At 60.2% G+C, this 21,674-nt stretch carries 1 protein-coding gene; it reads left to right on the plus strand.

The features are described 5' to 3' along the window. Window positions 1-2 precede the first annotated feature (2 nt). Window positions 3-21,671: an Ig-like domain-containing protein gene (locus tag FEK43_RS13940; RefSeq protein ID WP_138158595.1), complete on the plus strand. Its 21,669-nt coding sequence runs from the start codon at window positions 3-5 to the stop codon at window positions 21,669-21,671. The last annotated feature ends 3 nt before the right edge of the window (window positions 21,672-21,674 follow it).

Genomic DNA, 21,674 nt, shown 5'->3' on the forward strand with positions numbered 1-21,674 from the left:
TTATGAGCCTGATTATTGATGTTATTTCGCGAAAAACATCCGTCAAACAAACGCTGATCAATCCTGGCGACGTTACGGTTGTCATTTATGAGCCCTCTGTGGTGCAGGTTCATGCTCAGGCATCTGCCGTTGCGCGTTATGTTCGTGACGGAAATGACTTGTTGATCTATATGCAGGACGGCACGGTGATCCGCTGCAACGGTTATTTCCTGCAAGCGGCAAATACCAGCGAACAATCCGAACTGGTGTTTGCCGATGGTCAACAGCTGACTCATGTCACCTTTGCCGATACCGCGGCAGGTGGATTAGCGCCTGTGGAGCTGACCGCTCAGACCACCGCAATTGAAAGCATTGCGCCGTACCTTGATATTGTCGGTCAGACGACGGCTTTCCCGTGGGGATGGCTGGCGGGGGCGGCGGTAGGTGGCGGCGCGCTTGGCGCTTTACTGGCAAGCGGTGGCGATGATGGCTCAAAAACTGAAGTGGTTAACAACCCACCGCCAGCCGAACCCGGCAACGCCACGCCATCGTTTTTGGTAACCGATAATCAGGGCGATCAACGCGGTATTCTTTCCGCCAACGATACCACCGATGACACTACGCCAACCTTTAGCGGCAGCGGGCAGGCGGGGGCGACCATCCAGATTAAAGACAGCAATGGTGACACCATCGCCAGTACTCAGGTCGGTAGCGATGGACGCTGGAGCGTCGATTTGCCCACGCAAAGCGCGGGCGAACATACCTGGTCAGTGGTGCAGATCGTCGGTAGCACCATTACCAACGCCGGGTCGATAACGTTAACCATCGACAATGGTCAGGCCGCCATACAGCTCGCCACCACCGCAGGCGATAACATTATTAACGCCAGCGAACAGGCCGCTGGATTTACGCTTTCTGGCACCAGTAGCCATCTGGCACAGGGAACAGAACTCACCGTTACGCTAAACGGCAAAACCTACACCACCACCGTTGGGGCTAACGGTGTCTGGAGCGTACAAGTACCGACCGCCGATGCACAGGCGTTAGGCGAAGGGAATCAGGCGGTGCTGGTCAGTGGGAAAGATGCCACGGGTAATACGGTCACTGGCGCGCAACTGTTAACGGTCGATACCCAACCGCCGACACTTGCTATCAACACCATCGCCCAGGACAACATTGTCAGTGCCGCGGAACATAACGCCGCGCTGGTGTTAAGCGGTACATCGAATGCGGAAGCGGGGCAAATCGTAACCCTGAACCTGAACGGCGTCACCCACACAGCAACCGTCGGTAGCGACGGAACCTGGCAAGTGACGCTGCCTGCCGCAGAAGTGCAGGCGCTGGCCGATGGCAACTACGCCGTAAATGCCAGCGTCAGCGACCGGGCAGGAAATACCACCAGTAACAATGCGAATTTCACGGTAGACACCACTGCGCCAGTGGTCAGCGTTAACACCATCGCTGGCGACGATATTCTTAACACCGCTGAACAGATTGTGGCGCAGATTATTTCCGGTCAGGTCAGTGGGGCTTCTCCGGGGGATATCGTCACCGTGAAGTTAGGTGCCACAGTTCTGACAGGCGTGGTACAGGCAGACGGCAGCTGGAACGTAGCGCTTGATCCGGCGGTAACCCGTACTCTGGCGCGTGGCCCTAACGACATCATCGTCACAGTTACTGATGCCGCTGGAAATACCGGTACAGCGACCCATAACATCACGCTGGCAGGCGTCGCGCCGCAGGTGGCAATAGATACCATCAGCGGTGATAACGTACTGAATGCGCTGGAATCTCAGCAGCCGCTCACGTTAAGTGGCACCAGCAATTTACCTGACGGCGGCACGGTTAACGTGACGCTGAATAATGTCACGTATAGCGCTCAGGTCAGCGGCGGCGTCTGGTCGCTGAATGTTCCGGTGAGCGATGTCCTGAATCTGGCAAACACCAATTACACCGTTACCGCCAGCGCCACCGATGTGACCGGCAACACCGGCACCGCGCAGAGCAATTTGCTGGTCGATACGGTGCTGCCGCAGGTGATCATCAACACCTTTGCGGGCGACAACATTGTTAACAACGCCGAAGCAGCGGCAGATCAAACCCTCAGTGGGCGCGTCGTGGGTGCGGTGCAGGGTGATACCGTCACTATTGAATTGGGCGGTCATACCTACACGGCGACGGTGGGCAGCAACCTTACCTGGAGCGTGAACGTACCGACGGCGGATTTACAGGCGCTGGGCGATGGGGCGTTAACGATAAATGCCTCTGTGACGAACGGGCATGGCAACACTGGTAATGGTGAGCGTGATATCACCATCAGCGCCACGCTGCCGGGACTGCGTATCAATACTGTTTCCGGTGATGACGTTATTAACGCTCTCGAACAGCAGCAGGATTTGGTCATTTCTGGCAGCAGTAGCCATTTACCTGCGGGCACTACCGTGACGGTAACACTCGGCAACGAAAGCTATCAGGGCGTGACCGACAGCAACGGCAACTGGCAGGTGGGTGTTCCAGCTGCGGACTTGCAGACGCTCACTGCGGGCACGGTTATTGTTACCGCCAGTGCGGAAGATCCGGCAGGTAACCCGGTTTCTATCAACCATAATGTGCTGGTTGATGCGGGTAGCGTGGCGATTGTTATCAATACCGTCTCCGGCGATGACATTATCAATGCCGCAGAAAAAGGTGCGCCGCTGACGCTGACCGGCACCACTCAAGGAGTAGAGGCCGGGCAAACGGTAGTCGTGAAATTTGCCGGGCAAACCCTGACGACCACGGTTCAGAATGACGGTTCCTGGAGCCTGACCGTTCCCGCCAGTGCGGTAAGCAGCCTGCCCGATGGCGCAGCAGAAATCACCGCGACCGTCACTAATATCAGCGGTAACACTGGCGACACCTCCCGCACCATTACCGTCGACAGTCAGGCGCCAGCCTTAAGTATCGATTCGCTGACCGCCGATAACGTCATCAACGCCGCCGAAAGTGGTCAGGATCTGCAAATCACTGGCACCACTGACGCCCAGCCGGGGCAGACGGTGACCGTCACGCTGAATGGGCAGACGTATCAGGGCGTCGTGCAGGCAGACGGCACCTGGAGTGTGACCGTACCTGCCGCCAACGTTGGCGCACTGGCTGACGGCAACGCCACGGTCACCGCCAGCGTGAACGATGTCGCGGGTAATCCGACCAGCGTTTCACGCGTAGCGCTGGTCGATGCCACGCCGCCCGTGGTGACCATTAATCCGGTGGCGACCGATAACGTCATCAACACGCCGGAACACACTCAGGCGCAAATTATCAGCGGCACGGTCACTGGCGCACAGGCGGGCGATATCGTCACTGTGACGCTGAATAATGTGAATTACACCACGGTGGTGGATGCTTCCGGCAACTGGAGTCTGGGCGTTCCGGCCTCGGTGGTCAGTGGGCTGGTGGACGGCAGTTATCCTGTCAACGTTTCAGTGACTGACCGTGCCGGAAACACGGGTAGCCAGTCACTGACCGTCACGGTCGATACCGCCGCGCCAGTAATTGGTATTAACACCATTGCTGGCGATGATGTGATTAACGCCAGCGAAAAAGGGGCCGATGTCCAGATTACCGGTACCAGCGATCAGCCAGCCAATACCGCCATAACCGTGACGCTGAACGGGCAAAATTACACCACCACGACCGACGCCTCCGGCAACTGGAGCGTCACCGTTCCGGCATCGGCGGTAACCGCACTGGGCCAGGCCAACTACACGGTAACGGCGGCGGTGACCAGCGGTATCGGCAACAGCGCCACCGCCAGCCATAACGTGCTGGTCGACAGCGCGCTGCCCGGTGTGACCATTAACCCGGTGGCAACCGACGATATTATTAACGCCGCCGAAGCGGGCGTTGCGCAAACCATCAGCGGGCAGGTTACTGGAGCCGCCGTTGGCGACACAGTAACGATTACGTTGGGCGGTAATACTTACACCACCACCGTGCAGGCCAATTTAAGCTGGAGCGTGAGCGTTCCGGCGGCAGATATTCAGGCGCTGGGTAATGGCGATTTAACGGTGAGCGCCTCGGTCACCAATCAAAACGGCAACACCGGCAGCGGCACGCGGGATATCACCATCGACGCTAATCTGCCCGGCCTGCGGGTCGATACGGTGGCGGGCGATGATGTGGTCAATATCATCGAACATGGGCAGGCGCTGGTAGTTAGTGGCAGCAGCTCGGGGCTGGCAGAAGGCACGCCGCTTACCGTTACGATTAATAATGTGGACTACACCACTGCGGTGCAGGCCGATGGTAGCTGGAGCGTGGGCGTCACGGCGGCGCAGGTTAGCGCCTGGCCTGCGGGGACGGTTAATATTGCCGTTTCCGGGGAAAGTAGCGCCGGAAATCCGATAAGCATTACGCATCCGGTAACGGTGGATCTCACTCCGGCGGCGATCACCATCAACACTATCGCCACGGACGATGTGATTAACGCCGCAGAAAAAGGCGCTGATTTAACGCTTTCCGGCACCACCACGAATGTAGAAGCCGGGCAAACGGTCACCGTGACCTTTGGCGGTAAAAACTACACCGCTACCGTGGCGAGCGATGGTAGCTGGACCGCCACCGTTCCCGCCGCCGATCTGGCGTCATTAACCGATGGCAGCGCCTCCGCGCAGGCCAGCGTCAGCAATATCAATGGCAATAGCGCCTCGGCGGTGCATAACTACAGCGTCGACAGCAGCGCGCCGACCATCATTATCAATACCGTTGCCAGCGACAATATCGTTAACGCCAGCGAAGCTGACGCGGGCGTGACGGTGAGCGGCACCACCACTGCCGAGGCAGGGCAGATCGTTACGATAACGCTCAATAGCCCGACCGTGCAGACGTATCAGGCAACGGTACAGGCCGACGGCAGCTGGAGTATTAATATTCCGGCGGCAGATCTTGAGGCATTGACGGATGGCAGCCACACCCTGACGGCGACGGTCAATGACAAAGCGGGCAACCCGGCGAGCACCACGCATAATCTGGCGGTGGATCTCACTGTTCCGGTACTCACCATCAACACCATTGCGGGCGACGATATTATTAACGCCACCGAGCACGGGCAGGCGCTGGTGATTTCCGGTTCCAGCACAGGCGGGGAAGCGGGAGATGTCGTCAGCGTCACGTTAAACAATAAAACCTACACCACTACCCTGGATGCCTCCGGCAACTGGAGCGTCGGCGTTCCGGCAGCGGACGTCACGGCGCTGGGCAGCGGCCCGCAAACCGTGACGGCGACCGTTACCGATGCGGCAGGCAACAGTGACAGCGAGACGCACACGGTTACCGTTAACCTTACCGCGCCGACCATTGACATCAACACCATCGCCACCGATGACGTGATTAACGCCACCGAAAAAGGCGCGGATCTGCAAATTTCCGGCACCAGCAATCAGCCCGCAGGCACCACAATTACGCTGACGCTTAACGGGCAAAATTACTTCGCCACGACGGACGCCGCAGGCAACTGGAGCGCCACGGTGCCAGCCTCCGCCGTCGGTGCGCTGGGCGAAGCCAGTTACACGGTGACGGCGAACGTCACCGACAGCGCAGGCAACAGCAATTCCGCCAGCCATAACGTGCAGGTCAATACCGCGTTGCCGGGTGTCACCATTAATCCGGTAGCGACTGACGATATTATTAACGCCGCCGAATCGGGCGTGGCGCAGACCATCAGCGGTCAGGTGACGGGCGCGGCGGCGGGCGATACGGTTACCGTGACGCTAGGCGGGAAAACCTACACCGCTACCGTGCAGGGCAATTTAAGCTGGAGCGTGGACGTTCCGGCAGCGGATATTCAGGCCATCGGTAATGGCGACCTCACGGTTAACGCCTCGGTGACCAACGGCGTTGGCAATACCGGCAGCGGTTCGCGCGATATAACTATCGATGCCAACCTGCCAGGTCTGCGCGTTGATACCGTGGCGGGCGATGATGTGGTCAATAGCATCGAGCATGGTCAGGCGCTGGTGATTACTGGTAGCAGCAGCGGGCTGGCGGCGGGCGCGGCACTGACGGTGGTGATTAACACGGTCACTTACGCTGCGACGGTATTAGCCGATGGCACGTGGAGCGTTGGTGTTCCGGCGGCAGATGTGGGCAACTGGCCTGCGGGGACGGTGAATATCACGGTTTCAGGTGCTACTAGCGCAGGAAACCCGGTCACCATCACCCATCCAGTCACCGTCGATCTGGCAGCGGTGGCGATTTCCATTCACACCGTTTCCGGCGACGATGTGATTAACGCTGCTGAAAAAGGGGCCGATTTAACCCTTTCCGGCAGCACTTCCGGCGTGGAAGCGGGGCAAACCGTCACCGTCACCTTTGGCGGCAAAACCTACACCGCCACCGTAGCGGGCGATGGCAGCTGGACAACCACCGTGCCTGCCGCCGATCTCAGCGCATTACGCGACGGTGACGCCACCGTGCAGGCCAGCGTCAGCACTATTAACGGCAACACGGCTTCGGCAACCCACGCTTACAGCGTCGATGCCACAGCCCCGACGCTTGCCATTAACACCATCGCCACCGACGATATTCTTAACGCCGCCGAGGCGGGCAATCCGTTAACCATCAGCGGCAGCAGTAGCGCCGAAGCGGGGCAGACGGTAACCGTCACGCTTAATGGCGTGACTTACAGCGGCACCGTCCAGGCGGACGGCAGCTGGAGCGTCAGCGTACCGACGGCGGATCTCAGCAATCTGACCGCCAGCCAGTACACGGTCAGCGCCTCGGTAGACGACAAGGCGGGTAACCCGGCGACCGCCACCCACGGTCTGGCGGTGGATCTCATCGTTCCGGTGCTGACTATCAACACCGTCTCCGGCGATGACATTATTAACGCCGCCGAACACGGGCAGGCGCTGGTGATCTCCGGTTCCAGCACTGGCGGCGAAGCGGGCGATGTCATCACCGTCACGTTAAACAGTAAAACCTACACCACCACGCTGGACGCTTCCGGCAACTGGAGCGTCGGCGCTCCGCTGGCAGATGTCACTGCGCTGGGCAGCGGCCCGCAAACCATCACTGCCACTATTACCGATGTAGCAGGTAATAGCGATGATGCCAGCCGCACGATCACTGTGAATCTCACCTCGCCAACCATTGGCATCAACACTATCGCCAGCGATGACGTCATTAACGCCACGGAAAAAGGCGCGGATCTGCAAATCACCGGCACCAGTAATCAGCCCGCAGGCACCACCATTACGGTGACGCTGAACGGGCAAAATTACACCGCCACTACAGATGCTTCCGGTAACTGGAGCGCCACGGTGCCAGCCTCAGCGGTTAGCGCGCTGGGTGAGGCCAACTACACGGTAACAGCAAACGTCACTGACACGGCAGGCAACAGCAATTCCGCCAGCCATAACGTGCTGGTCAACAGCGCCTTGCCTGCCGTCACCATTAACGCGGTGGCGACCGATGACATTATCAACGCTGCCGAAGCGGGCAATGCGCAAACCATCAGTGGTCAGGTCACGGGCGCGGCGGCGGGCAGCACCGTCACCGTTGAACTGGGCGGCAACACCTACACCGCCACGGTGCAGGCTAATTTAAGCTGGAGTGTCAGCGTTCCGGCGGCGGATATTCAGGCGCTGGGTAACGGTTCTCTGACGGTTAACGCCTCGGTCACCAATGGCGTTGGTAACACGGGCAGCGGCTCGCGAGACATCACTATCGACGCCAATCTGCCTGGCCTGCGTGTCGATACCGTAGCGGGTGATGATGTTATTAACAGCATTGAGCACAGTCAGGCGCTGGTGATTACCGGGAGCAGCACTGGACTGACGGCAGGAACGGCGTTAACGGTTGTGATCAACAACGTCACTTACGCTGCCACGGTTTTAGCCGATGGCACATGGAATCTCGGCGTTCCGGCGGCCGACGTCAGCAACTGGCCTGCGGGTACGGTGGATATTACGGTAAGCGGCACTAACAGCGCCGGAACAACCTCCACCATTACCCATCCGCTTACCGTCGATCTGGCGGCAGTCGCCATAACCATTAACACTCTCTCCGGCGATGATGTGATCAACGCCGTGGAGAAAGGCGAAACGCTGGTCGTAAGCGGCAGCACCAGCGGCGTGGAAGCCGGACAGACGGTGACCGTCACCTTTGGCGGTAAAAATTACACCACCACCGTGGAAGCCAACGGTAGCTGGACGGTGAATGTACCGCCTGCCGATCTCGCTGCGTTGCCAGACGGCGCGGGCAACGTGCAGGCGAACGTCAGCAATATTAACGGCAACAGCGCCCAGGCGACTCATGCTTTCAGCGTCGATGGCACCGCGCCGATCATTACCATCAACACCATCGCCAGCGACGATATTCTTAATGTGAGCGAAGCGGGCGCGGGGATCACCATCAGCGGCACCACCACGGCGCAGGCCGGGCAGACGCTGACCGTCACGCTCAATAACAACACGTACCAGACCACCGTCCAGGCCGATGGCACCTGGAGCGTGAATGTTCCGGCAACGGATTTAAGCGGATTAACCGCCAGCAGCTATACCGTGACTGCGACGGTGAGCGATAAAGCGGGTAACCCGGCAAGCGCCGATCATGCGCTGGCGGTGGACGTTACCGCGCCGGATCTCACCATTAACACCGTTTCGGGCGATGACATTATCAACGCTATCGAACACGGGCAGGCGCTGCTGGTGAGCGGCACTAGCACGGGCGCGGAACCCGGCGATGTGGTCACCGTCACGCTCAACGGCAAAAACTACACCACCACGCTGGACGCTTCCGGTAACTGGAGCGTCGGTATTCCGGCGGCGGATGTCACGGCGCTGGCGACCGGTAGCCAGACCATTACCGCCAGCCTGAGCGATCGCGCGGGCAACAGCGACAGCACGACTCACGATGTGACCGTTGATCTCAGCGGCCCGACGCTGACCATCAACACTGTCTCCGGTGATGACATTATTAATAATGCAGAGAAAACCCAGGATCTAATCATCAGCGGCGGCTCCAGCGGCCTGGCGACGGGCTCCACGGTCACCGTGATGTTGAACGGCCTGGCTTACAGCGCCACCACCGACGGTTCCGGCAACTGGGGCGTTACCGTGCCAGCTTCGGCAGTCGGTGCCTTGGGCGAGGCAGTGTATCAAATTAGCGCCAGCGCCACCGACAGCGCAGGCAACAGCGGCAGTACCACCCATACGGTGAATGTCGAATCACTCCTGCCTGGGGTAATCATTAACACCGTAGCTGGTGATGACATTATCAACGCCGCTGAAATTGCCGTTAACCAGACCATCAGCGGTCAGGTTACGGGGACGGCAGCAGCAGGGGACACGGTCACTATCACGCTCGGTGGTAATCAATACACAGCCACCGTGCAGCCAGATTTAAGCTGGAGCGTCAGCGTACCGACGGCTGATTTGCAGGCGTTAGGTAACGGTGAGCTGACCATCACCGCCTCGGTCACCAACACCACAGGCAATACCGGCACCGCCACACACGACATCGTGATAGACGCCAACCTGCCAGGTCTGCGCGTCGATACCGTAGCAGGCGATGATGTGGTCAATATTATCGAGCACGGTCAGGCGCTGGTGGTAACCGGCAGCAGTACCGGACTGGCGGTGGGAACGCCACTGACAGTGGAAATCAACAACGTCACCTACGGCGCAACGGTACTCGCCGATGGCAGCTGGAGCGTCGGCGTTTCGGCGGCGGACGTGGGTAACTGGCCTGCGGGGACGGTCAATATTGCCGTCTCTGGCACTAATACCGCCGGAACCACAACCAGCATTACTCATCCGGTCACGGTCGATCTCGCTGCCGTGGCGATTACCATCAATACACTCTCCACTGACGATGTCATTAACGCCGCCGAAAAAGGCAGCGATTTGCAGCTCTCCGGCACCACCTCCGATGTGGAAGCGGGGCAAACCATCACCGTTATTTTCGGCGGCAAAAGCTACACCACCACGGTTGCCGCGGATAATACCTGGGGGCTGACGATCCCAGCAGCCGATCTCGCAACCTTGCCGGACGGCGCAGCAAACGTACAAGCCAGCGTCAGCAACGTAGCTGGCAACATCGCCCAGGCAACACATGCTTACAGCGTTGATGCCACCGCGCCATCCGTTACTATCAACACCATCGCCGCAGACGATATTCTTAATGCCGCTGAAGCGGGATCGGCGCTGACCATCAGCGGCACCAGTACGGCAGAAGCCGGGCAGACGGTGACCGTGACGCTAAACGGCGTCAGTTACAGCGGGAACGTACAGGCTGACGGTAGCTGGAGCGTCAGCGTACCAACTGGCGATTTAGCCAACCTCACCGCAAGTCCCTATACGGTGAGCGCGGCGGTCAGCGACAAAGCCGGAAATCCGGCCTCGGCAACGCATAATCTGACGGTAGATCTCGTTGCCCCAGTCGTCACCATTAACACGGTGGCGGGCGATGACATCATCAACGCCACGGAACATGCTCAGGCGCAGATTATCAGCGGCTCGGCAACGGGCGCGACGACGGGTAACACGGTTTCCGTGACGATTGGCACGACCACCTACACCACCGTGCTGGACGCCAACGGCAACTGGAGCGTCGGCGTGCCTGCCAGCGTGATTTCCGCGCTGGCGCAGGGTGATGTAACCATTACCGCCACGGTCACCGACTCCGCAGGCAACAGCGGCACAGCCTCGCACACTGTCAGCGTGGCGCTCGGCGCACCCGTGCTCGGCATCAACACCATTGCCGTCGATGACATTATCAACGCCACGGAGAAAGGTGCGGATCTGGCGATTTCCGGCACCAGCAACCAGCCTGCGGGTACGCAGGTAACCGTTACGCTCAACGGGCAAAATTACACCACTACTGCCGATGCCTCAGGTAACTGGAGCGTGACCGTTCCGGCATCCGCCGTGAGCGCGCTCGGTGAAGCTACTTACACGGTAACCGCCTCCGCTACTGACGTTGATGGCAACAGCGGTTCCGCCAGCCATAACGTGCAGGTCAATACTGCGCTGCCGGGCGTCACCATTAACGTTGTGGCGAGCGACGATATTATTAACGCTGCCGAAGCGGGCGCGGGCCAGACCATCAGCGGTCAGGTCACAGGCGCGGCGGCGGGCGACACGGTAACCGTCACGCTCGGCGGGGCGACTTACACCGCCACGGTGCAGGCGAATTTAAGCTGGAGTATTAATGTTCCGGCAGCCGCTTTACAGGCATTGGGCAACGGCGAACTGACCATTTCGGCTTCGGTGACGAACAGCGTAGGCAATACCGGAAATGGCACGCGTGAAATCACCATCGACGCGAATCTTCCCGGTCTGCGGGTCGATACTGTCGCTGGCGATGATGTGGTCAACATTATCGAGCACGGGCAGGCGCTGGTGATTACCGGCAGCAGTTCCGGTCTGGCGGCGGGCAGCAACGTCACGCTGACCATTAGCGGGCAAACCTATGTTGCGGCGGTACTGGCGGATGGCACCTGGAGCGTCGGCGTTCCGGCGGTGGATGTCAGCGCCTGGCCTGCGGGGACGGTCACGATTGCGGCAAGTGGCAACACCACCGCCGGAAACCCGGTCAGCGTTACGCATCCGGTGACTGTCGATCTCTCGGCGATTGCCGTCAGCATCAACGCCATTACCGCCGATGATGTGATTAACGCCGCTGAAAAAGGCGCGGTGTTAACGCTCTCCGGCAGCACTTCTGGTGTCGAAGCCGGACAAGCGGTCATCGTCACCTTTGGCGGCAAAACCTACACGGCAAGCGTCGCGGCGAATGGTTCCTGGAGTACCACGGTTCCGGCGGCGGATATGGCAGCCCTGCGTGATGGCGATGCCAGCGCACAGGCCAGCGTCAGCAATGTTAATGGCAACAGCGCCACCACAACCCACGCTTACAGCGTCGATGCCAGCGCGCCAACGGTGACCATCAACACCATCGCGGGCGACGATATTCTTAATGCCGCGGAAGCGGGTACGGCGCTGACCATCAACGGCAGCAGCTCGGCGGAAGCGGGGCAGACGGTGACCGTCACGCTCAATGGCGCAAACTATACCGGCACTGTACAGACGGACGGCAGCTGGAGCGTCAGCGTGCCGCCAGCCGACTTAAGCGCGCTGACCGCCAGCAACTACACCGTTAGCGCGGCGGTGAGCGACAAAGCCGGAAACCCGGCCTCGGTTAATCACAACCTGACGGTGAATACTTCCGTTCCGGTCGTCACCATCAACACGGTGGCGGGCGATGACGTGATCAACGCGACGGAACACGCCCAGGCGCAGATTATCAGCGGCTCCGCTACTGGCGCGGCAACCGGTAGCACCGTGACGGTGACTATCGGCACAAACACCTTTACCACCGTGCTGGATGCCAGCGGTAACTGGAGCGTCGGCGTTCCGGCAAGCGTCGTCTCGGCGCTGGCGAACGGCACGGTGACCATTAACGCCAGCGTCACCGATGCCGCCGGAAACAGCGGCAGCGCCACGCATCAGGTGACGGTCAATACTGGCCTGCCGTCAATTACCTTTAACGCCATCAGCGGCGATAACGTCCTGAACGCCGATGAAAAAGGCCAGCCGTTGACCATCAGCGGTAGCAGTACGGGGCTGGCGACAGGCGCACAGGTTACCGTCACGCTCAACGGTCATAACTACAGCGCCACCACCGACGCGGCGGGCAACTGGACCTTAACCGTTCCGGTCAGCGATCTGGCGGCCTTAGGTCAGGCCAACTATACCGTCAGCGCCAGCGCCACCAGTGCTGCGGGTAACACCGCCAGCAGCCAGGCGAACTTGCTGGTCGACAGCGGCCTACCGGGCGTCACCATCAATACTGTGGCGGGTGACGATATTATCAACGCCGCCGAAGCAGGGGCCGATCAAACCATCAGCGGGGTGGTCACTCGTGCCGCAGCTGGCGATACGGTCACCGTGACGCTGGGCGGCAACACTTACACCACCACGGTACAGGGCAACTTAAGCTGGAGCGTCACCGTTCCGGCAGCCGATCTTCAGGCGCTGGGCAATGGCGATTTGACCATTAACGCCTCGGTGACCAACGCGAATGGCAATACGGGTAGCGGCACGCGAGATATCACCATTGACGCCAACCTGCCAGGGCTGCGTGTGGATACGGTGGCGGGCGATGATATCGTCAACAGTATCGAACACGGGCAGGCGCTGATAATCACTGGCGGCAGTAGCGGCCTGAATGCAGGCGCAGCGCTGACGGTCACCATCAACGGTGTGGCCTATGCCGCCACGGTACAGGCGGATGGGAACTGGAGTGTCGGCATTCCGGCGGCAAACGTCAGCGCCTGGCCTGCGGGGCCGTTAACCGTTGACGTGGCAGGACAGAGCAGCGCCGGAAACCCGGTCAGCGACAGCCATCCGTTCACCGTCGATTTAACGGCGGTGGCAATCAGCATCAATACGGTCGCCAGCGACGACGTGATTAACGCCGCCGAAAAAGGCACCAATCTGACCCTTTCTGGTAGCACCAGCGGGATTGAAAGCGGGCAAACCGTTACCGTCACCTTTGGCGGCAAAACCTACACCGCAAGCGTCGCCGCTAACGGGAGCTGGAACGTGAACGTTCCGGCGGCAGATCTGGCAACCCTGCCAGACGGCGCGGCGAACGTGCAGGCCAGCGTCAGCAGCGCGAGCGGCAACAGTGCCTCGGCGACCCATGCGTATAGCGTTGACGCCAGTGCGCCGACGCTCACCATTAATACCATCGCCAGCGACGATATTCTTAACGCCACGGAGGCCGGAAGCCCGCTCACCATCAGCGGCACCAGCACCGCCGAAACCGGGCAGACGGTCACCGTCACCCTTAATGGCGCAACTTACAGCGGCAATGTGCAGGCGGACGGTAGCTGGAGCGTCAGTGTTCCCACTTCAGCCTTAGGCGCGCTGACCGCAAGCAATTACACCGTCAGCGCCACGGTCAACGACAAAGCGGGCAACCCCGGCAGCACCAGCCATAATCTGGCGGTAGACACCACCGCGCCAGTTCTCACCATTAACACCGTGGCGGGCGATGACATCATCAACGACGCCGAACACGGGCAGGCGCTGGTGATTTCCGGCAGCAGCACGGGCGGGGAAGCGGGCGATGTGGTGAGCGTTGTGCTCAACGGCAAAACCTACACCACCACCCTGGATGCCTCCGGTAACTGGAGCGTCGGCGTACCGGCGGCGGATGTTACGGCACTGGGTAGCGGCGCACAGACCATCACCGCCAGCGTCAGCGATCGGGCAGGCAACAGCGACGACGCCAGCCGCACCGTTACCGTCAGCCTCAGCGCGCCAGTGATTAGCATCAACACCATCGCGGGCGATGATGTGATCAACGCGACGGAAAAAGGATCGAACCTACAACTGACTGGCACCAGCGATCAACCTGTGGGTACGGCGGTCACCGTCACGCTGAACGGACAAAACTACAGCGCCACTACCGACGCCTCCGGCAACTGGAGCGTCACCGTGCCCGCCTCGGCGGTCAGTGCGCTGGGCGAAGCGACCTACAGCGTCACGGCGAGCGTCACCAATGCTCAGGGCAACAGCAGCACCGCCAGCCATAACGTGCAGGTCAATACCGCGCTGCCGGGCGTCACCATTAATCCGGTGGCGACGGACGATATTATCAACGCCGCTGAAGCAGGCAGTGCGCAAACCATCAGCGGCCAGGTAACCGGCGCGGCGGCGGGCAGCACCGTCACCGTTGAACTGGGCGGTAAAACTTACACCGCCACCGTGCAGCCAGATTTAAGCTGGAGTGTGAGCGTACCAGCCGCCGACTGGCAGGCGCTGGGTAACGGTGAGTTAACGGTTAACGCCTCGGTAACCAATGCCGTTGGCAACACCGGCAGCGGCACGCGCGATATCACCATCGATGCCAGTCTGCCCGGCCTGCGGGTGGATACCGTCGCAGGCGATGATGTGGTCAATATCATCGAACACGCTCAGGCGCAGGTGATTACCGGCAGCAGCTCCGGCTTTGCCACAGGTACGGCGTTGACGGTGGTGATTAATAACCAAACTTACGCCGCCACGGTGCTGGCAAACGGCAGCTGGAGCGTCGGCGTTCCGGCGGCGGATGTCAGTAACTGGCCTGCGGGAACGCTGAATATTACCGTTAGCGGGGCGAACAGTGCCGGAACGCAAACCAGCATTACCCATCCGCTGACCGTTGATCTCACCGCCGTCGCCATCAGCATGAACAGCATCACCAGCGATGATGTGATTAACGCTGCCGAAAAAGGCGCGGCGCTAACGCTCTCCGGCAGCACGTCCGGCGTCGAAGCGGGGCAAACCGTTTCCATTACCTTTGGTGGCAAAACCTACACCACCACGGTGGCGGCAAACGGTAGCTGGAGCACCACCGTTCCGGCTGCGGATTTGGCGGCGCTGCGTGACGGCGATGCCAGCGCCCAGGTGCGGGTGACTAACGTCAACGGCAACAGCGCCACAGCAACGCACGAATACAGCGTCGATAGCGCCGCGCCAACGGTCACCATCAACACCATTGCCAGCGATAACATCATCAACGCCAGCGAAGCGGCGGCGGGCGTAACGGTGTCCGGCACCAGCACGGCGGAAACCGGGCAGACGCTCACCGTCACGCTTAACGGCACTAACTACCAGACCACGGTGCAGGCAGACGGCAGCTGGAGTTTAACGCTGCCTGCCAGCGCCTTAACCACGCTTGCTAATAACGGCTACACCCTGACCGCCACGGTCAGCGATCTGGCGGGTAACCCCGGCAGCGCCAGCAAAGGCGTGACCGTCGATACCACCGCGCCCGTCATCAGCTTTAACACCGTGGCGGGCGATGATGTGATTAACAACGTCGAACATACTCAGGCGCAGATTATCAGCGGCACCGCCACGGGCGCGGTAGCGGGCGACCGCCTGGTGGTGACCATCGCCGGGCAGCAGTACGTTACCAGCACCGATGCCAGCGGCAACTGGAGCATCGGCGTGCCTGCCAGCGTGATTTCTGGCCTTGCGGACGGCACGGTGACCATCAGCGCCACCATCACCGATAGCGCAGGCAACAGCAGCACGCAGACGCACAACGTGCAGGTGAACACGGCGGTGGTGTCGCTCTCGGTCAGCACCATCAGCGGCGATAACCTTATTAACGCCGCCGAAGCAGGCAATGCGCTGACCCTTAGCGGCACTGGCACTAATTTTGCGACAGGCACGGTGGTGACCGTGTTGCTTAACGGCAAAGGCTACAGCGCTACCATTCAGAGCAACGGGAGCTGGAGCGTGAATGTGCCTGCGGCAGACGTTGCGGCTCTTGCCGATGGCACCAGCTACACGGTTAGCGCCTCCGCTCAGGACAGCGCCGGAAACAGCGCCACGGCCTCGCGCAGCGTAGCGGTGGATCTCACCGCACCGATTATCAGCATTAACACCGTTTCGACGGACGATCGACTCAACGCCGCCGAACAGCAGCAGCCGTTAACCCTTAACGGCTCGACCAGCGCGGAAGTGGGGCAGACGGTCACCGTGACGTTTGGCGGCAAAACCTATACCGCCACGGTTGCCGCCAATGGCACCTGGGCGCTGAACGTGCCTGCGGCGGATCTGGCCGCGCTCGGGCAGGGCGCGCAGACTATCACCGCTAGCGTGAACGATCGCGCGGGCAATCCTGGACAGGCCACGCACGCTCTGACCGTTGACACCGTTGCGCCAACGGTGACCATCGCCACCGTGGCGGGTGACGATATTATCAACAACGCCGAGCAGCTTGCCGGGCAGACCATCAGCGGCACCACCACCGCCGAAGTGGGTCAGACGGTGACCGTCAACTTTAACGGTCAGAGCTGGACCGCCACGGTCGGCAGCGGCGGAAGCTGGTCGGTCTTTATTCCGGCGCAGCAGTTTACCGGATTAAGCGACGGCAGCTACACCATTAGCGCGACGGTCAGCGATCAGGCGGGAAACCCCGGTAGCGCCAGCCGTGGCGTGACGTTGAACGGCGATGTGCCTACCGTCACCATCAACACTTTTGCGGGCGACGATGTAGTGAACGCGGCGGAACATGGCTCGTCGCTGGTGATCAGCGGCACCACCACCGCCCCAGTTGGGCAGACGCTGACCCTGACCTTAAACGGCAAAACCTACACCACCACCGTGCAGACGGGCGGTAGCTGGAGCTACACGCTCGGCAGCGCCGATGTCACCGCGCTGGCGGACGGCAATGCCTATGTGATTAACGCCTCGGTAAGCAACGCCATTGGCAACACCGGTAACAGTAATCACACTATTACCGTCGATCTCAGCGCCCCGGCGATGGGGATTAATATCGATTCCCTGCAAGCCGACACTGGCCTTAGTGCCAGCGACTTTATCACCAGCGTCAGCCCGGTGGCGGTCAACGGCTCGCTCACCGCCGCGCTTGCCAGTAACGAGACGGCGCAAATCAGTATCGACGGCGGCGCAACCTGGAGCACACTCACCGTCACTGGCACGACCTGGCGCTATAACGACAGCCGCACGCTCACTGATGGCAATTATCTCTATCAGGTGCGGGTGATTGACGCGGCGGGCAACGTCGGCGCGACCGACAGCCAGAACGTGGTGATCGACACCATCGCGCCAGATCCAGCAGTAAAAACCATCGCCATCAGCGCGATCACCACCGATACCGGATTGATCACTAACGATTTTATCACCAGCGACACGACGCTTGCGGTAAGCGGCACGCTGGGGGCGACGCTGGCTGCCGGTGAGTTCGCGCAAATCAGCATCGACGGCGGTACAACCTGGCAGAATCTTTCCGTAAGCGGCTTGACCTGGACGTACCTTGATGGACGCACGCTGGCTGACGGTAACTACAACTATCAGGTGCGGGTGATCGACACCGCCGGAAATATCGGTGCGACCGCCAGCCAGATTGTCACCGTTGACACCACCGCGCCGCTGGCGAGCAAAACCATCGCCATTGCGGGCATCAGCGATGACACCGGGTTAAGCAGCAGCGATTTTGTTACCCGCGATACCACGCTGACCGTGCGCGGTACGCTCGGTGCGGCGCTGGCCGCTGATGAACGAGCGCAAATCAGCCTCGACGGCGGGATTACCTGGACCACGTTAACCGTTATCGGCACCAGCTGGAGCTATGCCGATGGTCGCACACTGACCGACGGCACCTGGAACTACACGGTGCGGGTGGTGGATCTGGCGGGGAATGTTGGGCAGACCGCAACGCAAAACGTGGTGGTCGACACCACCAGCCCGGAAGCGGCGAAAAGCATCACCATTACCGGCATCAGCGATGACACCGGAGCCAGCAGCAGCGATTTTATTACCAGCGATACCTCGCTTACCGTGCGCGGCGTACTGGGCGCGGCGCTAGGGGCTAATGAGTTCGCGCAAATCAGTACCGACAACGGTGCAACCTGGGTGAACGTAACGCTGGCGGCAGACGGCTTGAACTGGAGTTACGTTGACGGACGCACGCTAACGAATGGCACGACGACCTGGCAGGTACGAGTGGTCGATCTGGCGGGCAACGTTGGCGCAACCGGCAGCCAGTCGGCGCAGATTGACACCGTTAACCCGGCGCAGGTGCTCACTATAGCCAGCATCAGCACCGACACGGGGAGTTCGGCCACCGACTTTATCACCAGTGATACCTCGCTCACGCTGACCGGTTCGCTGGGGGCGGGGCTTGCCAGCGGCGAAGTGGCGCAGATTAGCCTTGATGGCGGTGCGACCTGGACCACGCTCACTACCAACGGCACGCAGTGGACTTACACCGACAGCCGCACGCTGACCGATGGCAGCTATGTTTATCAGGTGCGGGTGCTGGATCTGGCGGGAAATACCGGCCCGGTGGTGTCGAAAACGGTGGTGGTCGATACGATTAACCCCACCGCCACGCCAACTATTGTGTCGTATACCGATGATGTCGGGCAGCGGCAGGGGACGTTAAGCAGTTCGCAGGCCACTGACGATACCACGCCACTGCTGAACGGCGTGCTCTCCGGTCCGCTGGCCAGCGGTGAAGTGGTTTACCTCTACCGTAACGGTCTGCTGTTAGGCGCGGTGACGATGGTAGGTGCGCTGAACTGGACCTACAGCGACAGCGGGCTGGTCAGCGGCGCGTACACCTACAGCGCGCGGGTAGTGGATCTGGCAGGGAATATCACCTCCTCCAGTGATTTTATCCTGACGGTCGATACTTCTATTCCGACCACGCTGGCGCAAATCACCAGCCAGACCACGCGCGATACCACGCCGATTATCAGCGGGGTGATCACTGCCGCGCTCGCCAGCGGGCAGTATGTCGAAGTGGTCATCAATGGCAAAACCTACACCTCGCAGCCGGGCGGTGCGGTGGTAGTCGATCCGGCGCATAACACCTGGTATGTGCAGTTACCGGATACCGATGTGCTGGCGGCGTCCGCGACCGCCTATAACGTCACCGCGCAGGTAAAAAGCTCGGCGGGCAACGGCAACACCGCCAACGTCAGCAACGGCACGGTGACGGTCAACGCGGCGATTGATTACACGCCCGCCTGGACAACTGCCAATAAAACGACCGCTTGGGGGCTGACCTACGGCCTCGACAACCACGGGATGTGGACGGTGCTGGCTAACCAGCAAATTATGCAATCAACCGATCCGCTCACCTGGTCGAAGACCGCACTGACGCTGGTGCAAAGCGGCAACAACTACGCCACCAGTTCAATTGCCGATTATGACCGTAACGGCACGGGCGATCTGTTTATCACCCGTGATGACTACGGTACGGGCTATATCAACGGCTTTACCAATAACGGCGACGGCACCTTTTCCAGCGCGATTCAGGTGAACGTCGGCACGCTGACGTGGTATGGCTCGATTGTGGCGTTTGATAAAGAGGGCGACGGCTATCTCGATTTCTGGATTGGCGACGCAGGCGGGCCGGACTCCAACACCTTCCTGTGGAATAACGCAGGCACCCTGGTAGGCAACTCCACCACCGCCAACAACGGAGGGAGCGCCACGGTCGGTGGGGTGGTGAACGGCTATCTTTCCCTTAACGAAGGTTCCGGCGTCGATCTCAACAATGACGGCAGGGTAGACCTGGTTCAGCACACCTTCAACCTGAATAACTACTACACCCTTTCATCGCTCATCAGCCAGGGCAACGGCACGTTTGTCTGGGGGCAGAACACCATCAACACCTTCCTCAGCGTTGCAGGCAGCGGTGGTAACTCGACGTCTGTCTCCATGACCTGGGCAGATTTCGATGGTGACGGCGATATGGACCTCTACCTGCCCGCCAGCCAGGGAAGAGCTAACTACGGCTCGCTGTTATTCAATACCAACGGCGTGTTGGGGAATCCGGTGGCGGTGGGGGCAACGGGTACAACCTATGCCAGCCAGTTCAGCGTGGCAGTGGACTGGGATCATGACGGGTTAATGGATATCGCGCGTATTGCTCAGACCGGGCAGTCGTACCTCTATACTAACGTCAGTAATGCCAGTAACTGGACACAATCTACCCTCGGCGGCAGCCAGAGCGGCATCACCAGCGGCGTGGCGGCAATGGATTACGACTGGGACGGCGCGGTGGATGTGCTGGTGACCAAACAGTCGGGCAGCGTGTTCCTCATCCGTAACACCAACACGGTGAGCTACGGCACCTCGCTGCACCTGCGCATCACCGATCCCAACGGCATTAACGTCTATTACGGTAATACCGTAAAACTCTACAACTCGGCGGGAGTGCTGGTCGCTACGCAAATCATCAACCCGCAGTCGGGGATGGGCGTCAACGACACCTCGGCGCTGGTCAATTTCTACGGGCTGAATGCCGGAGAAACCTACAACGCGGTGCTGATCAAATCCACCGGCACCACTGCCAGCAATATTGACCAGACGGTGAATACCAGTTGGGGCGGTTTACATGCCACAGATGCTACCCACGCTTACGATCTCAGCGCCGAAGCAGGCACGGCGAGCAACAACGGCAAGTTCGTCGGCACGGGCTATAACGACACCTTCTTCGCTACTGCTGGCACCGACACCTACGACGGTTCCGGCGGCTGGGTGTACAGCTCCGGCACCGGGACCTGGCTGGCGAACGGCGGAATGGACGTGGTCGATTTCCGCCTCTCCACAGTGGGGATCACCGCCAACTTAAGCACCACCACTGCCCAGGCGACCGGCTTTAACACCTCGACATTTACCAATATCGAAGGCATTTCCGGCTCCAACTTTAACGACACCCTGACGGGCAGCAGCGGCGATAACCAACTGGAAGGGCGCGGCGGTAACGACACCATCAACATCGGCAACGGGGGCCATGACACCTTGCTCTATAAACTGCTCAACGCCAGCGATGCCACTGGCGGCAATGGCTCGGACGTGGTGAATGGCTTTACGGTAGGGACATGGGAAGGCACCGCCGACACCGATCGCATTGATATCCGCGAGCTGTTACAGGGCAGCGGCTATACCGGTAATGGCAAAGCCAGCTACGTCAACGGCGTGGCGACGCTGGATGCGCAGGCCGGAAACATCGGTGATTTTGTCAAAGTCACCCAGAGCGGCAGCGACACCATCGTGCAGATCGACCGCGACGGCACGGGCGGCACTTTTGCGGCAACTAACGTGGTCACGCTGACGGGCGTGCATACCGACCTCGCCACTTTGCTGGCGAATCATCAGTTGATGGTGGTGTAGATA

It is taken from the genome of Escherichia sp. E2562 (assembly GCF_005781075.1).
Classification (GTDB): Bacteria; Pseudomonadota; Gammaproteobacteria; order Enterobacterales; family Enterobacteriaceae; genus Escherichia.